We start from the raw sequence: 18,708 nt of genomic DNA, 5'->3' as shown, positions 1-18,708 counted from the left end.
AGCTCACAGCTCACAGCTCACAGCTCACAGCTCACAGCTCACGCTGATTATGTAATCGGACGTGTTTTTTGTCAAGCACTAAAACAGGCTTTTTCACGTTTTTGTGGAGAAGTCTTTTCTGCTGTTCCTCAACTATATGGGTTGATTGTTGGAGGTGTAAAATGACGCCTCTAGCTATTGATAGAAGTTGGCAATCTGGAAATGAAAGAGCTGACAATTTATTTTTCTGGAGAAGTTTCGGTTTTGACGAAAAGGATATTTTAATCGAAAATACTGATGGTATCGTTAACGGAGCTCTGTTTGAATTTAAAAATAGCATTGCTGATCTTAATACTGTGCTTACTCAAGCTATCCACTATCTGTCTAAATTAAGGATTAAAGGTGGTATTCCTATACCAAGCAAAATCGTTTTAGTTGATATAAATAAAAATCGTGCAAGTGTTTATGATGCAACTAAATATCGTTTAGAAATTTTACAAAATTATACGAATAGTGCATCAAAAAATGTAAATCAGAAGACTTTAAAAGATGCTACTAACCCTGAAAAAGTAATTGAATTTGATGTTCTTCAACCAAAAAGCCCTAAAAATCATGAATTGCTTGAATTATTCCAAATAGACGAGTATCAAAAATTTGAAATTGATTTTCCAAACATTTTAGGGTGGGCGAACTACATATACCGTCACGATAAAACAACAACTAAATCTCAAATGTTTGAGATGCTCAAACAACCATCTAATTCAATAGTCGAAAACTATATCTTACCTTGGTGTGGAGACGAAAGCGATTTTGACACCGTAATGGACGCATTAAATGACCCTGCAAATAGAAAAGATTTAGGAGCGTTTTATACACCACTACCCTATGTTAAAGAAGCAACTAAACTTGTTCATCAAGCTATTAGCAGTCTTCCTAAAGGTATGGACTATGTTATTTTGGATAGATGTGCTGGTACAGGAGCATTAGAGCATTATTTAACTGAAGAAGAGTTAAGCCATGTCATCTTGAATACTTATGAAATAAAAGAATGGCTTGTTTTGTATAACAAATATATTGGGAAGGTACGGGCTATCATACCACCACTTTCATTGGTACAAGCAAACAAAGGAAACTTAGTAACAGGTGGAGATGCTTTATCAGAAGAGTTTTTATCAATTCCAATGGAAACAGATGGAAAACATAATACATTACAAGAAGTCATAGATGACAAAAATGTTGCGATTATTGGTTTCGAAAATCCCCCTTATTCTAACGAGTTAGCCCGTGCTCAAGAAGGAAATGTTAAATCTAAAGATAAATACAGCTATATAAGAAAATTGATGTCCGATGAATTTACTGGGGATAGTAGTCATGCAAAAGATTTACTCAATCAATTTGTTTGGTCGTTTGAGAAGTATTTTATGAGAAATGAACATGATTATTACATCCTATTTGCACCAGTAAAGTATTGGAAGTCTGTAGGATTGATGAAAAAAATTTTCGTTGATGGTTTTTTAGCAAATAGAGGGAATTTTAAAGCACAAGAAAGTTCTGTTTTAGTCGCACAATGGAAGAATGAAGTTGATACCATAACAGAAAGTTTAACTGTTCCAGCTAAAGAGATTTGGAAAGATGACAAAAAGTGGGGAACTGGGAAAGGGGCTGCAGTCATTGATGTACCTGAGGATGCTATTCTTAAAGATGTGAAGCATGTCACTATAAGAAAAGTATACAAAACGCTAGGAGAATTTTATTCTAAAAAGGTAAAAACAGATGTATTGTCTAAAATTGCTACTGGCTACGATGGTAGAGAAGTGCCACTGAAAAGCTATGGGAAACCTGTTTATAATGATAATATTTTAGCGGTTATAGAAGCCAGTGGTTTTGGTATTACTCCGCAGGACATACGAATGACTAGAATTGCTATATATCATGGACGAGGTAGTCAAGTTAGAACAACTAATTATGCAGAGCAGACAGTTTTGTTTGTTGCCAAGCAGTATCCTCAAAAAAACTGGTATGAAAGAGATATTTACTATACAACTGCCGACAAAGGAGATTTGTATAAAAAGGATATAGATTTTCTTAGAAAATCTACGTTATGGACTTGCATATCTCAAAAGAATCATTGTTTAAGCTTCCATGGTTCTGATGGGAAATTTTACAATAACGAGATGTGCTTAGATGAGAACTCTATAGTCCGTAAAGAATTGGTCGAACAAGAAAAGTATGGGAAGCTTGATAGAGCGGACTTAATGTTGTTAGGTGTCTTCGATGAATTACTTGAACTAGTCAAAGATACTCAAGAATACAATCCGGAATACAATTATGGCACTTATCAAATTGAATTAGAGATAAACACATCATACAAAGATAGTAATGATAAAAAGATATTCAACAATGAAAAAGTTAACACCAAACTAAAAGAGCTTAAAACAAGGCTAGCAGATTACTACGAAAATGAGCTTGAAAGTAAATTATTTGAATATGAACTATTGAAATAATGAGAAGACGATTTCCAAACGGAAATCGTCTTTTTCGATATTATTGAAGTACTACATCTTGTTGTTGTAAACAGATATATAGTTCCCTAAATATATTTGACTTATTTCACTGCTTGTGGTTTACGAAGGTAACCGTAAACTACACCACTGACAAGTGCTCCTACCAAGACAAAGACAAGGTAAAGAAGAGCGTTTGAAGTAAGGGCGATAACGAAGATTCCTCCGTGAGGAGCCATGAGTTTGATATTTGCAAGACCAACGAGTCCACCTGCTACCGCTGAACCAAGGATGAAGCTTGGGATTGCACGAGCTGGGTCTGCTGCACCAAATGGAATCGCACCTTCAGTGATGAATGACAAGCCCATAACGATGTTCGTCAAACCAGAGTTACGTTCTTCTTTGGTAAATTTATTCTTAAAGAGAAGTGTTGCCACAAAGATTGCAAGTGGTGGAACCATTCCTCCAGCCATAACTGCTGCCATAGCTACTGAACCACCTGTTGCAACTGTTGCTGCAAGAGTACCAGTACCGAAGACGTAGGCTGCTTTATTGACAGGGCCACCCATATCGACAGCCATCATTCCTCCAAGAACGACTCCAAGAAGGACAGCTGATCCACCTTCAAGACCACCAAGGAAGTTATTCATACCAGTATTGATTGCGGCCATTGGGATATTAACAGCTAGCATGACAAAACCTGTCAAGATTGTTCCAAAAAGTGGCAAGAGAAGGATTGATTTAGCACCTTCAAGTGAGCGAGGAACCTTCACGTATTTCTTAACCAAAAGCACCAAGGCACCTGCGATAAATCCACCTACGAGGGCTCCAAGGAAACCTGATGATACCCCTGCAAGGGCTGAAGTTGCTTCACCACCCTGAGCGTAAGGGATTTTACCAAAGGCATAACCTTCTTTAGCGATAGCACCAGCTACGAAACCGGCTACCAAACCTGGTTTTTCAGCGATTGAGTAAGCAACATATCCTGCAAATACTGGCAACATCAAACCAAAGGCAGAACCTCCGATTTTCATGAACATAGAAGCGAGTTCATGGTAAGAACCAAGATTTCCAAGACTCTCATTTGGAACCCCCAAAGCACCATCAATCAAGAAGGCAAGGGCAATCATGATACCTCCACCGATAACGAATGGCAACATTTGTGATACACCACTCATCAAGTGTTTGTAGAAGGCACCACCTAGACTTTGTTTTTCATTAGATGCTGTTGAAGCTTGCGCTCCATTAGCAGCACGATATACTTCAGCATTACCAGAAAGAGCCAAGTTGATCAACTCTTCTGTCTTACGAATACCATCTGCAACTGGACGGTTCACCAATGGTTTACCATCAAAACGATCCATCTCAACTGCTTTATCTGCAGCGATGATAACAGCTTTGGCATTGCGGATATCTTCTGCTGTTAATTTGTTGCCTACACCACTTGCACCGTTGGTTTCAACCTTGATACCAACACCCATTTCCGCAGCCACTTTTTGAAGAGCTTCTTGGGCCATGTATGTGTGGGCAATTCCTGTTGTACAAGCTGTAACTGCTACGATAAAGTCGCCAGATTCATTTGCAGGAGCTTGAACTGGTTCTTGAGCTTTTTCTGAAGCTTGGTCAAAGAGTTCAATGACTTGATCAGCTGATGTTACTTGACGAAGTTTATCAGCAAATCCGTCTTTCATCAAATATTGTGACAATTCTGCCAAGGCAGCCAAGTGAGTATCATTGGCACCTTCTGGAGCAGCAATCATAAAGAAGAGGTCGGTTGCTTGTCCGTCTAAACTTTCGTAGTCAACACCCTTGTTCGACTTAGCAAAGAGAACAGTAGCTTCCTTTACAGCAGCATTTTTGCTATGTGGCATAGCGATACCGTCGCCCAAGCCTGTAGAAGTCAAAGCTTCACGTGCTAAGATTCCTTCTTTAAAGGTTTCAAAATCTGTCACGTATCCATGCTCCACCAAGCTATGAATCATTTCTTCGATAGCTGCTGTTTTTTCAGTTGCTTGCAAATCAAGCAACATGACATCTTTTCTCAATAAATCTTGAATTTTCATCTTTTTTCTACCTCAACTTTTTCATAAGTTTCTTTAATAAATGTTGCAGTTGCTAAATCATCTGAGAAGGTGGTTGCTGTTCCGCATGCCACTCCCCACTTGAAGGCTTCTACTGCGTCTTTTGATTTGACAAACTCACCCGTAAATCCAGCAACCATAGAGTCACCAGCACCAACTGAGTTTTTCACGGTTCCTTTAATCGGTTTAGCAAAGTATGCTCCATCTGATGTTACCAGAAGGGCACCATCACCAGCCATAGAGATGATAACGTTTTGAGCACCTTTAGCCAGCAATTCTCGAGCGTATTTCTCTATTTCATCAAGGCTTTCAAGCTTGACTCCAAAGATAGCTCCCAGTTCATGATTATTTGGTTTGACCAAAAGTGGTTGATAATCCAAACTATCAATCAAGGTTTGACCTTCAAAGTCACAGACTACTTGTGCGCCTGTCTGACGGGTCAAGGCAATCAAATCCTTATAGATGACATTACCCAAGTTTTTAGCACTCGAACCTGCAAATACAACTGTATCTTCTGCTGTAAGATTTGAAAGAATGTCTTTTAACTCTTCAAGTTGTTCGGGCTCAACATTAGGACCTGTCCCATTGATTTCAGTTTCTTGGTCTGCTTTGATCTTGACATTGATACGCGTATCTTCTGCCACTTGGACAAATTGCGTTTCAATTTGTTCTTCAGCTAAAGTATCTGTGATAAATTTTCCAGTAAAGCCTCCGATGAAACCTGTCGCTGTATTTGGAATATCCAAACGCTTCAAGACACGGCTAACATTGATACCTTTACCACCAGCAAACTTATCATCACTATCCATACGATTAACACTACCAACTTCCACTTTGTCCAAACGGACAATGTAGTCTATAGATGGATTGAGTGTGACTGTATAAATCATACTTCTATTACCTCCGTTTTCTCTTTGATAGCTGGCAAGAGATCATGACCCTTGCATGTAATGACAATAGCACGTTTTATAGGAGCTACCTTAGCAAAACAAGACTGACCAATCTTGGATGAATCTGCCAAGACATAGGTTTGTTTAGCATTTTCTAAGATAGCACGCTTGACAGCGCCCTCCTCCATATCTGGAGTTGTAAAGTAACCTTCATCTACACCATTCATTCCAATAAAGGCACGATCAAAGTGCAGTTGGTTAATCTGATTGAGAGCTACTCCTCCGATACTGGCATCAGTTGTCATCTTGACTCCACCACCGATAATGACTGTTGGGATTTGCTTATCCACTAATTGAACCGCATGGTGAATGGAATTGGTTACCACTGTAATGTCTTTTCGCTCCAATTCTTTAATGAGAAAGGCTGTCGTACTCCCTGCATCCACAAAGATAACATCTTTTTCTTTGATGAGGGAAGATGCTTTTTGAGCAATCAACTTTTTCTCTTGAAGGTTTTTGACAGATTTTTCTTGAATGGTTTCTTCTTCTTGCAAGGAGTGAGGCAACTCTGCTCCTCCATGCACTCGACGAAGTTTATTTTCAGACTCCAATTCATCTAAATCACGTCTAACTGTTGATTCTGAAGTATCTAACAAGCCTACCAATTTCTCTAGAGAGACGATTTTATGCTTACTCAATTCTTCTAAAATCAACTGTTTTCGTTCACTTTTTAGCATTAGTTTACCTCCTGTTAACGATTACATTATTCATTCTATCATAAAAAAAATCAAAGTCAAGCATTTTTTGTCACTTTCTTTCAATTTCTATCACTGACTCCTCAACTTTAAATAAATTTGCAAGAAAGAAGGCTTTATGGTAGACTAGGTTAGTAAGTATTGGAAGATTACTCAAGAGGCTTAAGAGGCCGTGTTGGAAACGCGGTAGGCGTGTTAAAGCGTGCGTGGGTTCGAATCCCATGTCTTCCGTAGCTATATATAGTGTGGCTGCATCATCATGCAGCTTTTTATAATTGTTTTTCGTCTAAGATGAGAATTCTAAAAAATCACCCAAGATTCAACTCTCGGGTGATTTTTTTCTGCAATTTTAATCATCAAAATGATATTTCTTCTACTTCATCTCAGATGCTTTTAAAAAATATCAAATAGCAATTTCACATTGAGGATAGTCAAGATAATGGAAACGATATAACCAAGGATAGTATTCCACTTGGCATTGGTAAATTCTCCCATCAGTGATTTTTTTGAGGTTAGATAAATCAGAGGGAAAATCGAGAATGGTAAGGCAATCGAAAGAAAAACCTGTGAATAAACCAGTAACTGGTCCAAGGTTTTTTCCTGATGACCAAAGAGAACGGCTACAATCATGACAGGCAGTAAGGCAAAGAGACGAGTCGCCAAACGAATGAACCACTGAGGCAATCGCATATGCAAGAAACCTTCCATAACAATTTGTCCTGTCAAGGTACCTGTGATCGTCGAATTTTGACCACTGGCTAATAGGGCCAAGGCAAACAAAGTCGATAGGGTTGAGCTAGCTATGGCTCCCGCAATAGTAGAATCCTGCAAGGCATTATACATTTGAGAAAAAGCAGAGATTTCAGAGGCATGTCCGAAGAAGAGGGCCGCCCCTAAGATCAAAAGAAGGGAGTTAACGATAAAGGCCAAGGACAGTTGAAGATTCGAGTCCCAGGTCATAAAGCGCACCGCTTTTCGAACATCATTCTTGTCCTTGTGATTGATTTTTCGAGTCTGAGACAAGGAAGAATGCAAATAGAGGTTGTGGGGCATAACGGTAGCACCTACAATCCCAAGAGCCAAGGTTAATTGACTTTCATGTCCTGGTATCGGACTCTCAAACAAGGTAGCATTTGGTAAATAACCTTCAGCGATCCCTTGGAAACTTGGATTTGACAGGGCTACTAGATAGGTAAAGATTGCTAAAATCGTTAAAATCAGAGTTGTCACGATAGCTTCTATCTTCTTAAAGCCAAACTTCATCAAGAGCAATAAGAGAAAGACATCCAAAACGGTCAATAGGATTGCTATCATAATCGGAATCTTAAAGAGAAGATTTAGATCAATTGCAGAGCCTAGTACTTCTGCCAAGTCTGTCGCCATCAAGGCCAATTCCAAAATAACCCATAGGCTATACCGAAGCCACCTTGATGAGTGATGAGCCGTTGCTTGTGCCAAGTCCATCTGGGTTACAATCCCTAGTTTTCCTGCCATTTGTTGAAGTTGTATGGCAATAAGCGATGAAATCAGGATAACAAATAAGAGACTGTACTTATAGGAAGCCCCTCCAACAACACTGGTGATCCAGTTCCCTGGATCCATGTAACCTACCGCTACAAGGGCACCTGGCCCCAAGAAGGCCTTTAAATTTTGCCAGAAATGATTATTATTTGGAGTATCAATCGACTGATTAATCTCAGAGAGTGACACTTTTTTATGAGAAGACATAGATACTTACCTCTTTCTAATCTTGTCTTTTCCTACTATTATAGTCTTAAAAAGCAGAGCTTACATCTTTACATCACTTTTTGAAAGGACTTATGAAAATACTTACTCATTTTCTCAATTTGCCCCTATTATATCATAAAAATTCAACAAATTTTTAGGGAAAGACAGAATAAGAGAGTGGAACAGAAATCGGTAATTCGTTAGAATTCGATTTCGTCGTCCCACCTCCGCACAGTTGAGTAGGGCTGTAAAAGCTGATGAAATCAGCGTAGTAGAGCCCACTCAACCACTGCGCCTTGCTCGACAATCCAAAGACAATTAAGAGGCTAGGATTTCTGTTCCACTCTTTTTTTCAAACTTTTACATTTAATGATGATCTGTAACTTTTTTCGTCACTCGATCTTTCTATCAATCTATAAAAAAGCAAAAACCAGCGTCTTTTGACGCTGGATAAAAAGCTTTTTAGTTCATTTACTAAGAAACTAAATTGCCTCTGTAACGAAGCTACGGCTTTCAAGTACCTTAAGCATAGCATCTGCTGTATCGAGTGCTGTAAAGAGTGGCACACCATGTTCGATAGCTGAACGACGGATTTGTTCACCGTCTTCATCTGCAGTTCGCTTGGTACCAACTGTGTTAATGATAGCTTGAATTTTTCCTTTGCGGACATAGCTTGGAATATCGTGTTCATCATCACCAATCTTACCTACAGGTTGAGCCTTCAAGCCATGACTTGCAAAGAAAGCTGCTGTTCCTTCAGTTGCCAGGATTCCGTAGCCAATATTTTGGAAACGACGAGCTAAATCCAAAGCTTCTTCTTTTGCATCGTCTGCGATAGTAAAGACAACATTACCAAAGGTTGGTAAGTGTAGATAAGAAGCTTCAAAGGCCTTGTAGAGAGCTTTTTCAAGAGTAGTATCAGAACCCATGACTTCCCCTGTTGACTTCATTTCAGGTCCAAGAAGGCTGTCTACCTTAGCTAGCTTGGTAAAGGAGAAGACTGGTGCCTTGATATGAACGCGTGTGCTTTCAGGATAAAGTCCATCTTGGTAACCAAGCTCTTCAAGACTCTTACCGAGAATCAACTTAGTCGCTACTTGCGCCATAGGGATATTGGTTACTTTTGAAAGGAATGGAACTGTACGGCTGGCACGTGGATTGACTTCAATAACGTAAACTTTTTCATCCTTGATGACAAACTGAATGTTCATCATACCAAGGCAGTTGAGGCCGATCGCAAGACGTTTGGTGTAGTCTGCGATAGTTTCCTGAACCTTTTGAGACAAGGTTTGTGGAGGATAAACAGCCATGGAGTCACCTGAGTGGACCCCAGCACGTTCGATATGTTCCATGATACCTGGAATAAGAACATTTTTTCCGTCTGAAATAGCATCGACTTCACACTCTTGACCGACAATATAAGAGTCAACAAGAACAGGATGGTCTGGACTTGCCTTAACCGCAGTACGCATGTAAGAACGAAGATCATCTTCATTCTCAACGATTTCCATGGCACGTCCACCCAAGACATATGAAGGGCGAACTAGAACTGGGAAACCAATCTTACGAGCTGCAAGCACTGCTTCTTCTTCATTGGTTGCAGTCTGTCCAGGCGGTTGTGGAATATCCAAGTCTTTGAGGGCTTGTTCAAAGAGGTCTCGGTCTTCCGCACGGTCCAAATCAGAAACTTGAGTACCAAGGATAGTCACCCCTGCTTTTGCCAATGGCTCTGCAAGGTTGATAGCTGTTTGACCACCGAACTGAACAATAACACCCTTCGGCTGCTCCAAATCAATGACATTCATTACATCTTCGAAAGTCAATGGCTCAAAGTATAGTTTATCTGATACAGAGAAGTCGGTTGAAACTGTCTCTGGGTTTGAATTCATAATGATGGCTTCGTATCCAGCAGCTTGGATAGCCTTAACAGAGTGAACGGTTGCGTAGTCAAACTCAACCCCTTGACCGATACGGATTGGACCTGAACCTAAAACTAGAACGGATTCCTTATCAGACTTGATAGATTCATTTTCCCAACCATATGTTGAGTAGAAGTATGGAGTTTCTGATTCAAATTCTGCAGCACAAGTATCGACCATCTTGTAAACTGGGACAATCTTGTTTTCTAAACGAAGTTGGCGAACTTGATCAGCTGTAGTGTTCCAAAGCTCAGCAATTTTACGATCTGAGAAACCATTCAATTTTGCTGTTTTTAGGACCTCAAGATCTTGTGGATGTGACCCCAATTCTTGCTCAATTTCAAAGATATGCAAGAGTTTATCCAGATAGAAAATATCAATTTTTGTAAGCTCAGCAATTTCCTCTGGTGTATAACCACGGCGAATGGCTTCTGATACGTAGAAGAGACGGTCATCTTGAGCCTTAACAACTTTTTCAATCAAGGCATCGTCTGTAACATTTGCAAGTTCAGGCATTTCATTGTGGTGCACCCCGATTTCAAGTGATCGACAAGCTTTAAGAAGTGACTCTTCAATGTTACGACCGATGGCCATAACTTCTCCAGTTGCCTTCATCTGGGTACCAAGACGACGTTCCCCTTTTTCAAACTTGTCAAATGGGAAACGTGGAATCTTAGCCACCACATAGTCAAGGGCTGGTTCAAACATAGCATAGGTTGAACCTGTAACTGGGTTAATAACTTCATCCAAGGTCAACCCTACCGCAATCTTAGCAGCCAATTTAGCAATTGGATAACCTGTTGCCTTAGAGGCAAGAGCTGAAGAACGAGATACACGAGGATTTACTTCGATGACATAGTACTTAAAGCTGTGTGGATCAAGCGCAAGCTGAACGTTACATCCGCCTTCAATCTTGAGAGCGCGGATAATGCTTAAGCTAGCATCACGAAGCATTTGGTTTTCATAGTCGGACATGGTTTGCGCAGGGGCAAATACGATAGAGTCCCCTGTGTGAATCCCGACAGGGTCAAAGTTTTCCATGTTACATACAACAAGGGCATTGTCAGCCGAGTCACGCATGACCTCATACTCGATTTCCTTAAAACCAGCAATGGAACGTTCAATCAAACACTGGGTAACAGGTGACAACTTCAAACCATTTTCAGCAATTTCACGCAATTCTTCCTCATTGGCACACATACCACCACCAGTACCACCTAGAGTAAAGGCTGGGCGGACGATAACTGGATAGCCAATAGTGGCTGCAAAGGCAACTGCTTCTTCTACTGTGTTGACAATTTCTGATTCTGGAATTGGTTGTTTGAGTTCTTCCATCAATTGTTTAAAGAGATCGCGGTCCTCAGCTTGATCGATGGCAGATAATTTAGTTCCCAGAAGCTCCACTCCAAGCTCATCTAAGATACCATTTTTAGACAATTCCATGGCCATGTTAAGTCCTGTTTGACCTCCAAGGGTTGGAAGCAAGGCATCTGGACGTTCCTTTCGGAGAATACGAGTTACAAACTCAAGTGTAATCGGTTCGATGTAGACCTTATCTGCAATCTCTTTATCCGTCATGATGGTTGCAGGGTTTGAGTTTACCAAGACAACCTCATAACCTTCCTCTTTCAAAGACAAGCAGGCCTGGGTTCCAGCGTAGTCAAACTCAGCAGCCTGACCAATAATAATCGGACCAGAACCAATCACCATAATTTTTTGAATATCAGTACGTTTAGGCATTTATAAGATATTAAGGGCGTCAAGCGGACAAAGCTAAAATAGGAGTTATGACGAAGAACTGTCAGTTCTAGGAATAACTATCTTTTTAGCACCGTCCGTAGCCCGTATTCAGTTCAACAAATACGGATCACCCTTCTCCTTTCTATTTGGCAACTCTCAGGTTGCCATTAAATAAGATACATAGGACGATAAGAAAGCGACTGAATTTTAGGAAACCAAGGAAGGATTTCTATCCTTGTTGGTTTATCTAAATTCCGAGCTTTCCGTCCGTGTTCAATTCTATAAATTCTCCGACGATTTTGCACTCGTCTTTAGTTTGCTTGTTTAAAAGCTTCCATCATCTCGATAAACTCGTCAAATAGATAGCTTGCGTCATGAGGACCTGGCGCAGCATCTGGGTGGAATTGCACAGAGAAACCTGGCTGATATCTGTGACGAACACCTTCGACAGACTTGTCATTAATCTCTTCGTGAGTAATCATCAAATGTTCTGGAAAATCTTCACGACTCACTGCATATCCATGGTTTTGACTAGTAAAGTCCACGCGCCCTGTTGCGATTTCACGTACCGCATGGTTAAAACCACGGTGACCAAATTTCATCTTATAGGTCTTGGCACCATTAGCCATAGCGAAGAGCTGGTGTCCCATACAAATACCAAAGATAGGAATCTTGCCAAGAATACCACGAATCATATCGAGTGCTTCTGGTACATCTTCTGGATTTCCCGGTCCATTTGATAACATAACCCCGTCTGGGTTTAGGTGAAGGATTTCCTCTGCCGTTGTAGTATAAGGAACGACCGTTACATTACAATCTCTCTTAGACAATTCTCTTAAGATTGAATGCTTGAGGCCAAAGTCAACGAGTACCACACTTAAACCTACTCCTGGAGCTGGGTAAGCAGTTTTTGTTGAAACCTGTTTGATATTATCAATTGGAAGAACGGTTGCTTGAAGCTGATCTGTGATGTGATCGATACTATCTCCCACATGTGTCAGAGTCGCTCTCATAGTCCCATGTTTGCGAATGATTTTTGTCAAAGCGCGTGTATCAATACCTGAAATACCAGGGATTTTCTTAGACTTCAAAAATTCATCCAGCGTCATCTGGTTGCGCCAGTTACTAGCTCTACGAGCTTCTTCAAATACCACTACACCTTTACAGGTTGGAATGATAGACTCGTAGTCATCACGGTTAATCCCATAATTTCCAACCAAGGGATAAGTAAAGGTTAGGATTTGCCCATTGTAAGACTGGTCTGTAATGGATTCTTGGTAGCCAGTCATCCCTGTATTAAAGACGATTTCACCAGTTACATCGATATCAGCCCCAAAGGCTTTTCCTTCAAAAATTGTTCCATCTTCTAAAACTAGAAGTCGTTTAGTCATAAATTCACCTCTCGTGGACGCTCGCTGGCGTCTTTTAACGTTTTGTGTTCTATTTTGCGTTTCTATAAGTCAATACAGATTCTAAAATTGCCATTCTGACAAAGACACCATTGGTCATTTGTTGAACAATACGTGATTTTGGTGCTTCGACCAAGTGATCAGCAATTTCAACATCGCGGTTTACAGGAGCAGGATGCATCAGAATAGCTTTATCTTTCAAGCGATCATAACGTTCTTGAGTCAAACCATGCTGAGCATGATAGCCCTCTTTTGAAAAGACTGTTCCACTTTCATGACGCTCATGTTGAACACGGAGAAACATCATGACATCAACTTGATCAATAATTTCATCAATATTTACAAACTTTCCATAGTCTGCAAACTCTTGACTTCTCCATTCCTCAGGGCCTGCAAAGTAGAGTTCTGCTCCTAAGCGTTTTAAGATTTGCATATTGGATTTAGCCACACGCGAATGATCTAGGTCACCAGCAATTGCTACCTTGAGTCCTTCGAAGTGTCCAAATTCTTCATAAATCGTCATTAAATCAAGCAAACTCTGGCTTGGGTGTTGACCCGAACCATCCCCACCATTGATAATTGAAGTCGTAATCGTCGGACTATCGATCAACTCTCTGTAGTAATCCACCTCTGGATGTCGGATGACACAGGCATCTACTCCCAAGGCTGACAAGGTCAAAATTGTATCGTAGAGTGTTTCACCCTTGTTGACTGAACTTGTTTTTACATCGAAGTCCAGTAGGTGAAGTCCCAGTTTAATCTCTGCTACTTCAAAAGATTTGTGGGTACGAGTCGAACTCTCAAAGAAGAGATTAGAGACGATGTGTTGGTCCTCGTAAGACGCTTTTGCTCCATTTTTAAATTCGATCCCGCGTTTGATCAATTTTATGACTTGTTCTACAGTGAGATCTTCCATGGACACAACATGTTTCAGTGCTTGTTGATTTTCTGACATGGCTACTCCTTTAGCTATTAAGCTTCTTCAGTAATCAAAACTCTATCTTGTCCATCAAGTTCTGTCATCTCAACGATGATTTCTTCAGAACGACTGGTTGGAATATTTTTCCCAACGTAATCCGGACGGATAGGCAATTCTCTATGTCCACGGTCAACAAGTACCGCAAGACTCACGCGCGCTGGACGACCATGTCCGACAATGTTATCGATAGCGGCACGGATTGTACGACCCGTATAAAGGACGTCATCAACCAAAATAACTTCGCGATCCGTCACATCAACAGAAATCAAGGAAGTATCTTCACCACTTTTGACATCGTCGCGGAAAGGTTTGGTATCTAATTCTACAACGGGAACAGAGATATTTTCCAATTGTTCCAAACGCTCTTGGATACGGTGAGCAATAAAGACACCACGTGTTTTAATTCCCGCTAAGATGATTTTATTCAAATCTTTGTTGCGTTCGATAATTTCATAAGTGATACGCGTAATTGCTCGCTTGACGGTTAATTCGTCAACAACTTCTTTTGTCTTCATGACAAACCTCCAAAAAGAAAAGTCTCCTTAAACAAGGAGACTTGAAAATGTATAGTTAAGCTAGCCCTACTAAAACAGCAGAGACTCCAACCTTCTATTTGATCCAGCTCCTTGCCTGCCTCACAGGACAGGATTAAAGGAATATTTGATTGCTACTACTATATCACAAAGTAGGAATCGATGCAAGAAAAAACACATGAAATCAATTTTATAACGAACTAAAATCGTATAACTGTGGATAGTGTTCGCATTCTGGATTTTTCGGATGGCAGATGGCCCTACCAAAGTAAATCATGGCTTGATGAGCTGCTAGCCATTCTTCTGGTGGCAAAACATCCATGACACGTTTTTCGACTTCAAGGGGCGTAGCTGATTTTTTAACAATATCATGGTGTTTACAGATTCGTTCAACGTGGGTATCTACTGCAAAGGCCGGAATACCGAATCCCACGCTCATGACTACATTAGCTGTTTTACGCCCTACTCCTGCTAAACTCACTAATTCTTCCCTTGTCTGAGGAACTTGACCGTCAAAATCATCCAGTAGTTGCTGGGCACATTTTTTGAGGAATTTAGCCTTATTGCGATAAAGGCCTAGGCGAGAAATATACGAGGCAATCTCACTCTCACTTGCATCTGCCATGGTTTGTGGGGTTGGAAAAGCTGCAAAAAGGCCAGGGGTAGCCTTGTTGACTGCCGCATCTGTCGTCTGAGCAGACAGCATAACAGCAACCAGAAGTTCAAAATGATTACGAAAATCTAGACTTGGTTTTGCATCTGGAAAAAGAGCAATGATTTCCTCAATGACATGACGGGCACGTTTCTTGGATAAAACCATCTATTCGTCTCCGTCAAACAGTCCTTGCAAACCTGCAAAAGGACTATTTTCTTCTTTCTTTACTGCCTGTTGGGCTTGATACTCTTCCTCAGACATGATTTGCCAGTCATTTCCAGAAACAAATCCCTGACCAGCTTCTTCCTCAGCTGTTAGGACTTTGATAGGAATATTGAGCAAGATATTATCTGAGACACTTTCAGCCAGGTCGATTTCCCCATTTTCAATCGGTAAAACCAAGTCATCATCTAGAACTTCTTGGTCCAGTTGATTGGTAGCACCTTCCATAAAGATTTCCGTTACTGGATAAGACTCTTTCAATTCTACCGGTTCCATGCTACGACTAGAGGCTAGGACAATTGTATAAGATAACTGATAGTCTAGGAAAAACATACGGTCTTCGTACTGAACTTTCCCTACCGTAACAATATCTTTTACATCTAAAATTTCTTGATTACGGGCACGCAAGTCAGCTGCTAAGTCTAAAGTCTGCTCAAAGTGCAAGCCTTCAGGCTGCTTACGGATTTCTTGAATATTTAATTTCATACTTCCTCCATAAAGATTTACTATCTTGATTATACCATGAAAATGCTAGAAGTAAGCCTTCCAAACTTTGAATTTAAAAGTCAGAGTTTATCATTACAAATGTAGGTATTTTTCTATCAAAGTAACTAAAATTGTGAGATAGAAAATTTAAAAATGATTCAGAGAACTAGTAGGAATATGAACTTCCTAACTCTACTTTTACCTATCAATAATTGAATTCCGATATTCAAAAGACAATAATGAAGACAGGAAAGATAAAGTAGAAAGGAGTATACTGTAGCCAGCTCTGCAGTATGATTAACCGTCATTAAATAGAAAACAGTCACCCTTATACAGTGTATCTTATACCCCCTAGTTCACTATCTAGCGAAAGGATTGTGTGGCATGAATAATAGTTTGGTCGATGGCACCACTTTCCTTATTTTCCTAATACTCCTTACCATTTCATTTTGATTCAGCATCTGGAAATTAGAAAAACTGATTGCTGATTGACTATCAAAATTCAAATCCTTAAAAATCTATTGCTTCTAAGGGTTTAGTTCTGTTATTGATAGAGCTAAATCCTTTTTGTTTTATATGATTGATTTTTTGATATATTTACTATGACATTTTTTGTTTTTGGTGCTATACTATAGACATCAATACATGAGCAAAGGAGGACGCTCATATGGAAGACAAAGAACTAATCTTAGAAGCTTATCAACTCATTTCCGAGTTAAACAAAGCTTACCAGACCTGCAAACAAGGATTGCCTGATGATATACTCTTGCAGCAAAATATTGACGAGCTACTCAAACAACTTAAAAAGACAGAGAAACTAGATAACTCTATCTTAATTGATCTGGAGAAATTTTACCAAAGTACCAGTCTCTTGATTGGACTTGGCACCCTTAAACTCAATGAAGAAGCTCGCACAGCTTGGCGAAACTATGACAAATTCCACTACGATCAAGTCAAACACGTTTTGACTCTCTATGGACCCGTTTTTGGTTTCTAGAAAGATTTGAATTTCTCATTTCTTTTGACAAAGTGTTCCAAAAGGTATAAAATAAACATAATAATTTTCGGAGGTAAGGGAGACATGAACAACTAAGTCTATCAAATAAAGAACCTTTATTTAGTAGATCTTGTTTCTGTCTCTTTTTGTGTGCTCTTTTTTCTGCTGCTTTTTGCAGCCCTTTTAAAAGAGGATTTTTTGACATAGACAATTGGCTCTACTAGGTAAAGTAGAGCTTTTGTTATGTATTATCCAAATTTAGAAAGGGCAATGATATGATAAAAATTAATCATCTAACTATAACACAAAATAAAGACCTACGAGACCTTATTTCCGATTTAAATATTACTATCCAAGACGGAGAAAAGGTCGCTATTATCGGCGAAGAAGGAAATGGAAAATCAACCTTACTTAAAACTTTAATGGGCGAAAGATTAGCTGATTTCTCAATCAGTGGAGAAATCCAGTCTGACCTTCAGTCCTTGGCCTACATTCCCCAACATCTCCCTGAAAAATTGAAGAAAAAATCTCTACAGGACTACTTCTTTTTAGAGTCTGCTGATTTGGACTTCAGTATTCTCTATCGTTTGGCTGAGGAATTGCAATTTGATAGCAGTCGTTTTGCTAGTGATCAAGAGATTGGTAGCCTATCGGGTGGCGAAGCTTTGAAAATTCAGCTCATCCATGAATTATCCAAACCCTTTGAGATTCTATTTTTAGATGAACCTTCAAATGACCTAGATCTTGAGACAGTTGATTGGCTAAAAATTCAGATTCAGAAGATCAGGCAGACCGTTATTTTCATTTCTCATGATGAAGACTTCCTCTCTCAAACTGCAGACACCATTATCCACTTGCGACTGGTCAAGCATCGAAAGGAAGCTGAAACCCTAGTCGAGCACTTAGATTATGATCGCTATAGTGCCCAAAGGAAGGCTAACTTTGCCAGACAGAGCCAGCAAGCTGACAACGACCAACGATCCTATGATAAAGCCATAGAAAAGCATCGCCGAGTCAAGCAAAAGGTAGAAACTGCACTTCGCAATACCAAAGATAGTACTGCCGGACGACTACTGGCTAAAAAGATGAAAAATGTTCTTTCTCAAGAAAAACGCTATGAAAAACAGCTCAGTCCATGACCCAAAAGCCACTTGAAGAGGAAGAAATCCAACTTTTCTTTTCAGATATAGAGCCATTAGCAGCTTCTAAAGTCTTACTTCGACTGGAAAAGGAGACTTTATCCATTGGCCAACGAATTTTGTCTCAAAAACTCCAACTAACTGTTTGGGGTCAAGATAAAATCGGTATCATCGGACCAAATGGTGTTGGCAAATCGACTCTGTTAGCCAAGTTGCAGCAACTACTAAGTGGCAAAAGTGAGATTTCACTTGGATTTATGCCACAAAATTACCAAGAAACACTGCAATTGGATCTATCCCCAGTAGAATTTCTCAGCCAAACTGGAAATAAAGAGGAAATACAGAAAATTCAATCCTTCCTAGCCAGTCTCAATTTCAGTTATCCAGAGATGCACCACAAGATTCACTCTTTATCTGGAGGTCAACAAGGCAAACTCCTTCTTTTGAATTTAGTTCTGCGAAAACCAAACTTTCTCCTTCTGGATGAACCCACACGAAACTTTTCTCCAACTTCTCAACCCGAAATCAGAAAACTCTTTGCCAATTACCCTGGGGGCCTCATCACTGTTTCGCATGATCGACGTTTCTTAAAAGAAGTCTGTACGAATATCTATCGTTTGACAGAACATGGTTTGGAAGTCGTTGATCTACAGGATTTATAAATGTAGAAAATCTCAAAAATCCAGAGGAAAATC

At 39.9% G+C, this 18,708-nt stretch carries 12 protein-coding genes, 1 tRNA gene and 1 pseudogene; 4 read left to right on the top strand and 10 right to left on the bottom strand.

Going from position 1 to position 18,708, the window contains the following annotated elements:
* Positions 1 to 161 precede the first annotated feature (161 nt).
* Positions 162 to 2,483 (top strand): hypothetical protein, encoded by a 2,322-nt coding sequence (locus tag K1I67_RS06395; protein ID WP_223339297.1) that lies wholly within the window; start codon positions 162 to 164, stop codon positions 2,481 to 2,483.
* A gap of 101 nt (positions 2,484 to 2,584) precedes the next feature.
* Here K1I67_RS06395 and K1I67_RS06390 read toward each other — a convergent pair whose 3' ends face one another.
* From K1I67_RS06390 to K1I67_RS06380, 3 genes are read right to left on the bottom strand one after another with little or no spacing between them, the layout of a single operon-like run.
* Positions 2,585 to 4,543 carry a fructose-specific PTS transporter subunit EIIC gene (locus K1I67_RS06390; protein WP_223339296.1) on the bottom strand — a complete coding sequence of 653 codons (1,959 nt, stop codon included), beginning with the start codon at positions 4,541 to 4,543 and terminating at the stop codon, positions 2,585 to 2,587.
* Positions 4,540 to 5,451: a 1-phosphofructokinase gene (gene pfkB / locus K1I67_RS06385; RefSeq protein ID WP_223339295.1), complete on the bottom strand. Its 912-nt coding sequence runs from the start codon at positions 5,449 to 5,451 to the stop codon at positions 4,540 to 4,542. The genes K1I67_RS06390 and pfkB overlap by 4 nt, the downstream gene beginning before the upstream one ends.
* Complete coding sequence (locus tag K1I67_RS06380; RefSeq protein WP_223339294.1) at positions 5,448 to 6,188, bottom strand: DeoR/GlpR family DNA-binding transcription regulator; 741 nt, start codon at positions 6,186 to 6,188, stop codon at positions 5,448 to 5,450. Before K1I67_RS06380 ends, pfkB begins: the two co-directional genes overlap by 4 nt.
* A 161-nt stretch (positions 6,189 to 6,349) precedes the next feature.
* Here K1I67_RS06380 and K1I67_RS06375 point away from each other — a divergent pair.
* Positions 6,350 to 6,437, top strand: a tRNA-Ser gene (locus tag K1I67_RS06375).
* A gap of 162 nt (positions 6,438 to 6,599) precedes the next feature.
* Here K1I67_RS06375 and K1I67_RS06370 read toward each other — a convergent pair.
* The 7 genes from K1I67_RS06370 to K1I67_RS06340 form a co-directional block, all read right to left on the bottom strand.
* A complete protein-coding gene (locus K1I67_RS06370; protein WP_223339293.1) occupies positions 6,600 to 7,934 on the bottom strand; it encodes an Nramp family divalent metal transporter in 1,335 nt (444 codons plus the stop codon).
* A 482-nt stretch (positions 7,935 to 8,416) separates the two neighbouring features.
* Positions 8,417 to 11,593 (bottom strand): carbamoyl-phosphate synthase large subunit, encoded by a 3,177-nt coding sequence (gene carB / locus K1I67_RS06365; RefSeq protein ID WP_223339292.1) that lies wholly within the window; start codon positions 11,591 to 11,593, stop codon positions 8,417 to 8,419.
* 311 nt (positions 11,594 to 11,904) lie between these two features.
* Positions 11,905 to 12,984 (bottom strand): carbamoyl phosphate synthase small subunit, encoded by a 1,080-nt coding sequence (locus tag K1I67_RS06360; RefSeq protein WP_223339291.1) that lies wholly within the window; start codon positions 12,982 to 12,984, stop codon positions 11,905 to 11,907.
* 49 nt (positions 12,985 to 13,033) lie between these two features.
* On the bottom strand, positions 13,034 to 13,957 hold the full coding sequence (locus K1I67_RS06355) for an aspartate carbamoyltransferase catalytic subunit (RefSeq protein WP_223339290.1): 924 nt from the start codon (positions 13,955 to 13,957) through the stop codon (positions 13,034 to 13,036).
* A gap of 17 nt (positions 13,958 to 13,974) precedes the next feature.
* Positions 13,975 to 14,496 (bottom strand): bifunctional pyr operon transcriptional regulator/uracil phosphoribosyltransferase PyrR, encoded by a 522-nt coding sequence (gene pyrR, locus K1I67_RS06350; protein ID WP_000850019.1) that lies wholly within the window; start codon positions 14,494 to 14,496, stop codon positions 13,975 to 13,977.
* Between the two features lie 208 nt (positions 14,497 to 14,704).
* The gene (gene nth, locus K1I67_RS06345; RefSeq protein ID WP_223339289.1) at positions 14,705 to 15,334 is read right to left on the bottom strand and encodes an endonuclease III; all 630 of its coding nucleotides are present in this window, start codon (positions 15,332 to 15,334) and stop codon (positions 14,705 to 14,707) included.
* Positions 15,335 to 15,877: a YceD family protein gene (locus tag K1I67_RS06340; RefSeq protein WP_223339288.1), complete on the bottom strand. Its 543-nt coding sequence runs from the start codon at positions 15,875 to 15,877 to the stop codon at positions 15,335 to 15,337.
* A 667-nt stretch (positions 15,878 to 16,544) separates the two neighbouring features.
* Between K1I67_RS06340 and K1I67_RS06335 the strand changes: the two genes are divergently transcribed.
* Together K1I67_RS06335 and K1I67_RS06330 are read left to right on the top strand one after the other, a co-directional pair.
* Positions 16,545 to 16,874 (top strand): helicase BlpT, encoded by a 330-nt coding sequence (locus tag K1I67_RS06335; protein WP_223339287.1) that lies wholly within the window; start codon positions 16,545 to 16,547, stop codon positions 16,872 to 16,874.
* A 275-nt stretch (positions 16,875 to 17,149) separates the two neighbouring features.
* Positions 17,150 to 18,675 (top strand): annotated as a pseudogene (locus K1I67_RS06330) (ATP-binding cassette domain-containing protein).
* Positions 18,676 to 18,708: the final 33 nt, after the last annotated feature.

This window comes from Streptococcus infantis, from assembly GCF_019929575.1.
Classification (GTDB): Bacteria; Bacillota; Bacilli; order Lactobacillales; family Streptococcaceae; genus Streptococcus; species Streptococcus infantis_L.
Note: the sequence above shows the minus strand (reverse complement) of the source record. Positions and strands in the feature narration are given on the sequence as shown.

Excerpts from the sequence above, each read along its gene's own strand:
- pyrR (WP_000850019.1), bottom strand. The coding sequence starts at position 14,496 with ATGAAGACAAAAGAAGTTGTTGACGAATTAACCGTCAAGCGAGCAATT.
- K1I67_RS06380 (WP_223339294.1), bottom strand. The coding sequence starts at position 6,188 with ATGCTAAAAAGTGAACGAAAACAGTTGATTTTAGAAGAATTGAGTAAG.
- K1I67_RS06355 (WP_223339290.1), bottom strand. The coding sequence starts at position 13,957 with ATGTCAGAAAATCAACAAGCACTGAAACATGTTGTGTCCATGGAAGAT.
- K1I67_RS06360 (WP_223339291.1), bottom strand. The coding sequence starts at position 12,984 with ATGACTAAACGACTTCTAGTTTTAGAAGATGGAACAATTTTTGAAGGA.
- K1I67_RS06340 (WP_223339288.1), bottom strand. The coding sequence starts at position 15,877 with ATGAAATTAAATATTCAAGAAATCCGTAAGCAGCCTGAAGGCTTGCAC.
- pfkB (WP_223339295.1), bottom strand. The coding sequence starts at position 5,451 with ATGATTTATACAGTCACACTCAATCCATCTATAGACTACATTGTCCGT.
- K1I67_RS06335 (WP_223339287.1), top strand. The coding sequence starts at position 16,545 with ATGGAAGACAAAGAACTAATCTTAGAAGCTTATCAACTCATTTCCGAG.
- K1I67_RS06395 (WP_223339297.1), top strand. The coding sequence starts at position 162 with ATGACGCCTCTAGCTATTGATAGAAGTTGGCAATCTGGAAATGAAAGA.
- K1I67_RS06370 (WP_223339293.1), bottom strand. The coding sequence starts at position 7,934 with ATGTCTTCTCATAAAAAAGTGTCACTCTCTGAGATTAATCAGTCGATT.
- carB (WP_223339292.1), bottom strand. The coding sequence starts at position 11,593 with ATGCCTAAACGTACTGATATTCAAAAAATTATGGTGATTGGTTCTGGT.
- nth (WP_223339289.1), bottom strand. The coding sequence starts at position 15,334 with ATGGTTTTATCCAAGAAACGTGCCCGTCATGTCATTGAGGAAATCATT.
- K1I67_RS06390 (WP_223339296.1), bottom strand. The coding sequence starts at position 4,543 with ATGAAAATTCAAGATTTATTGAGAAAAGATGTCATGTTGCTTGATTTG.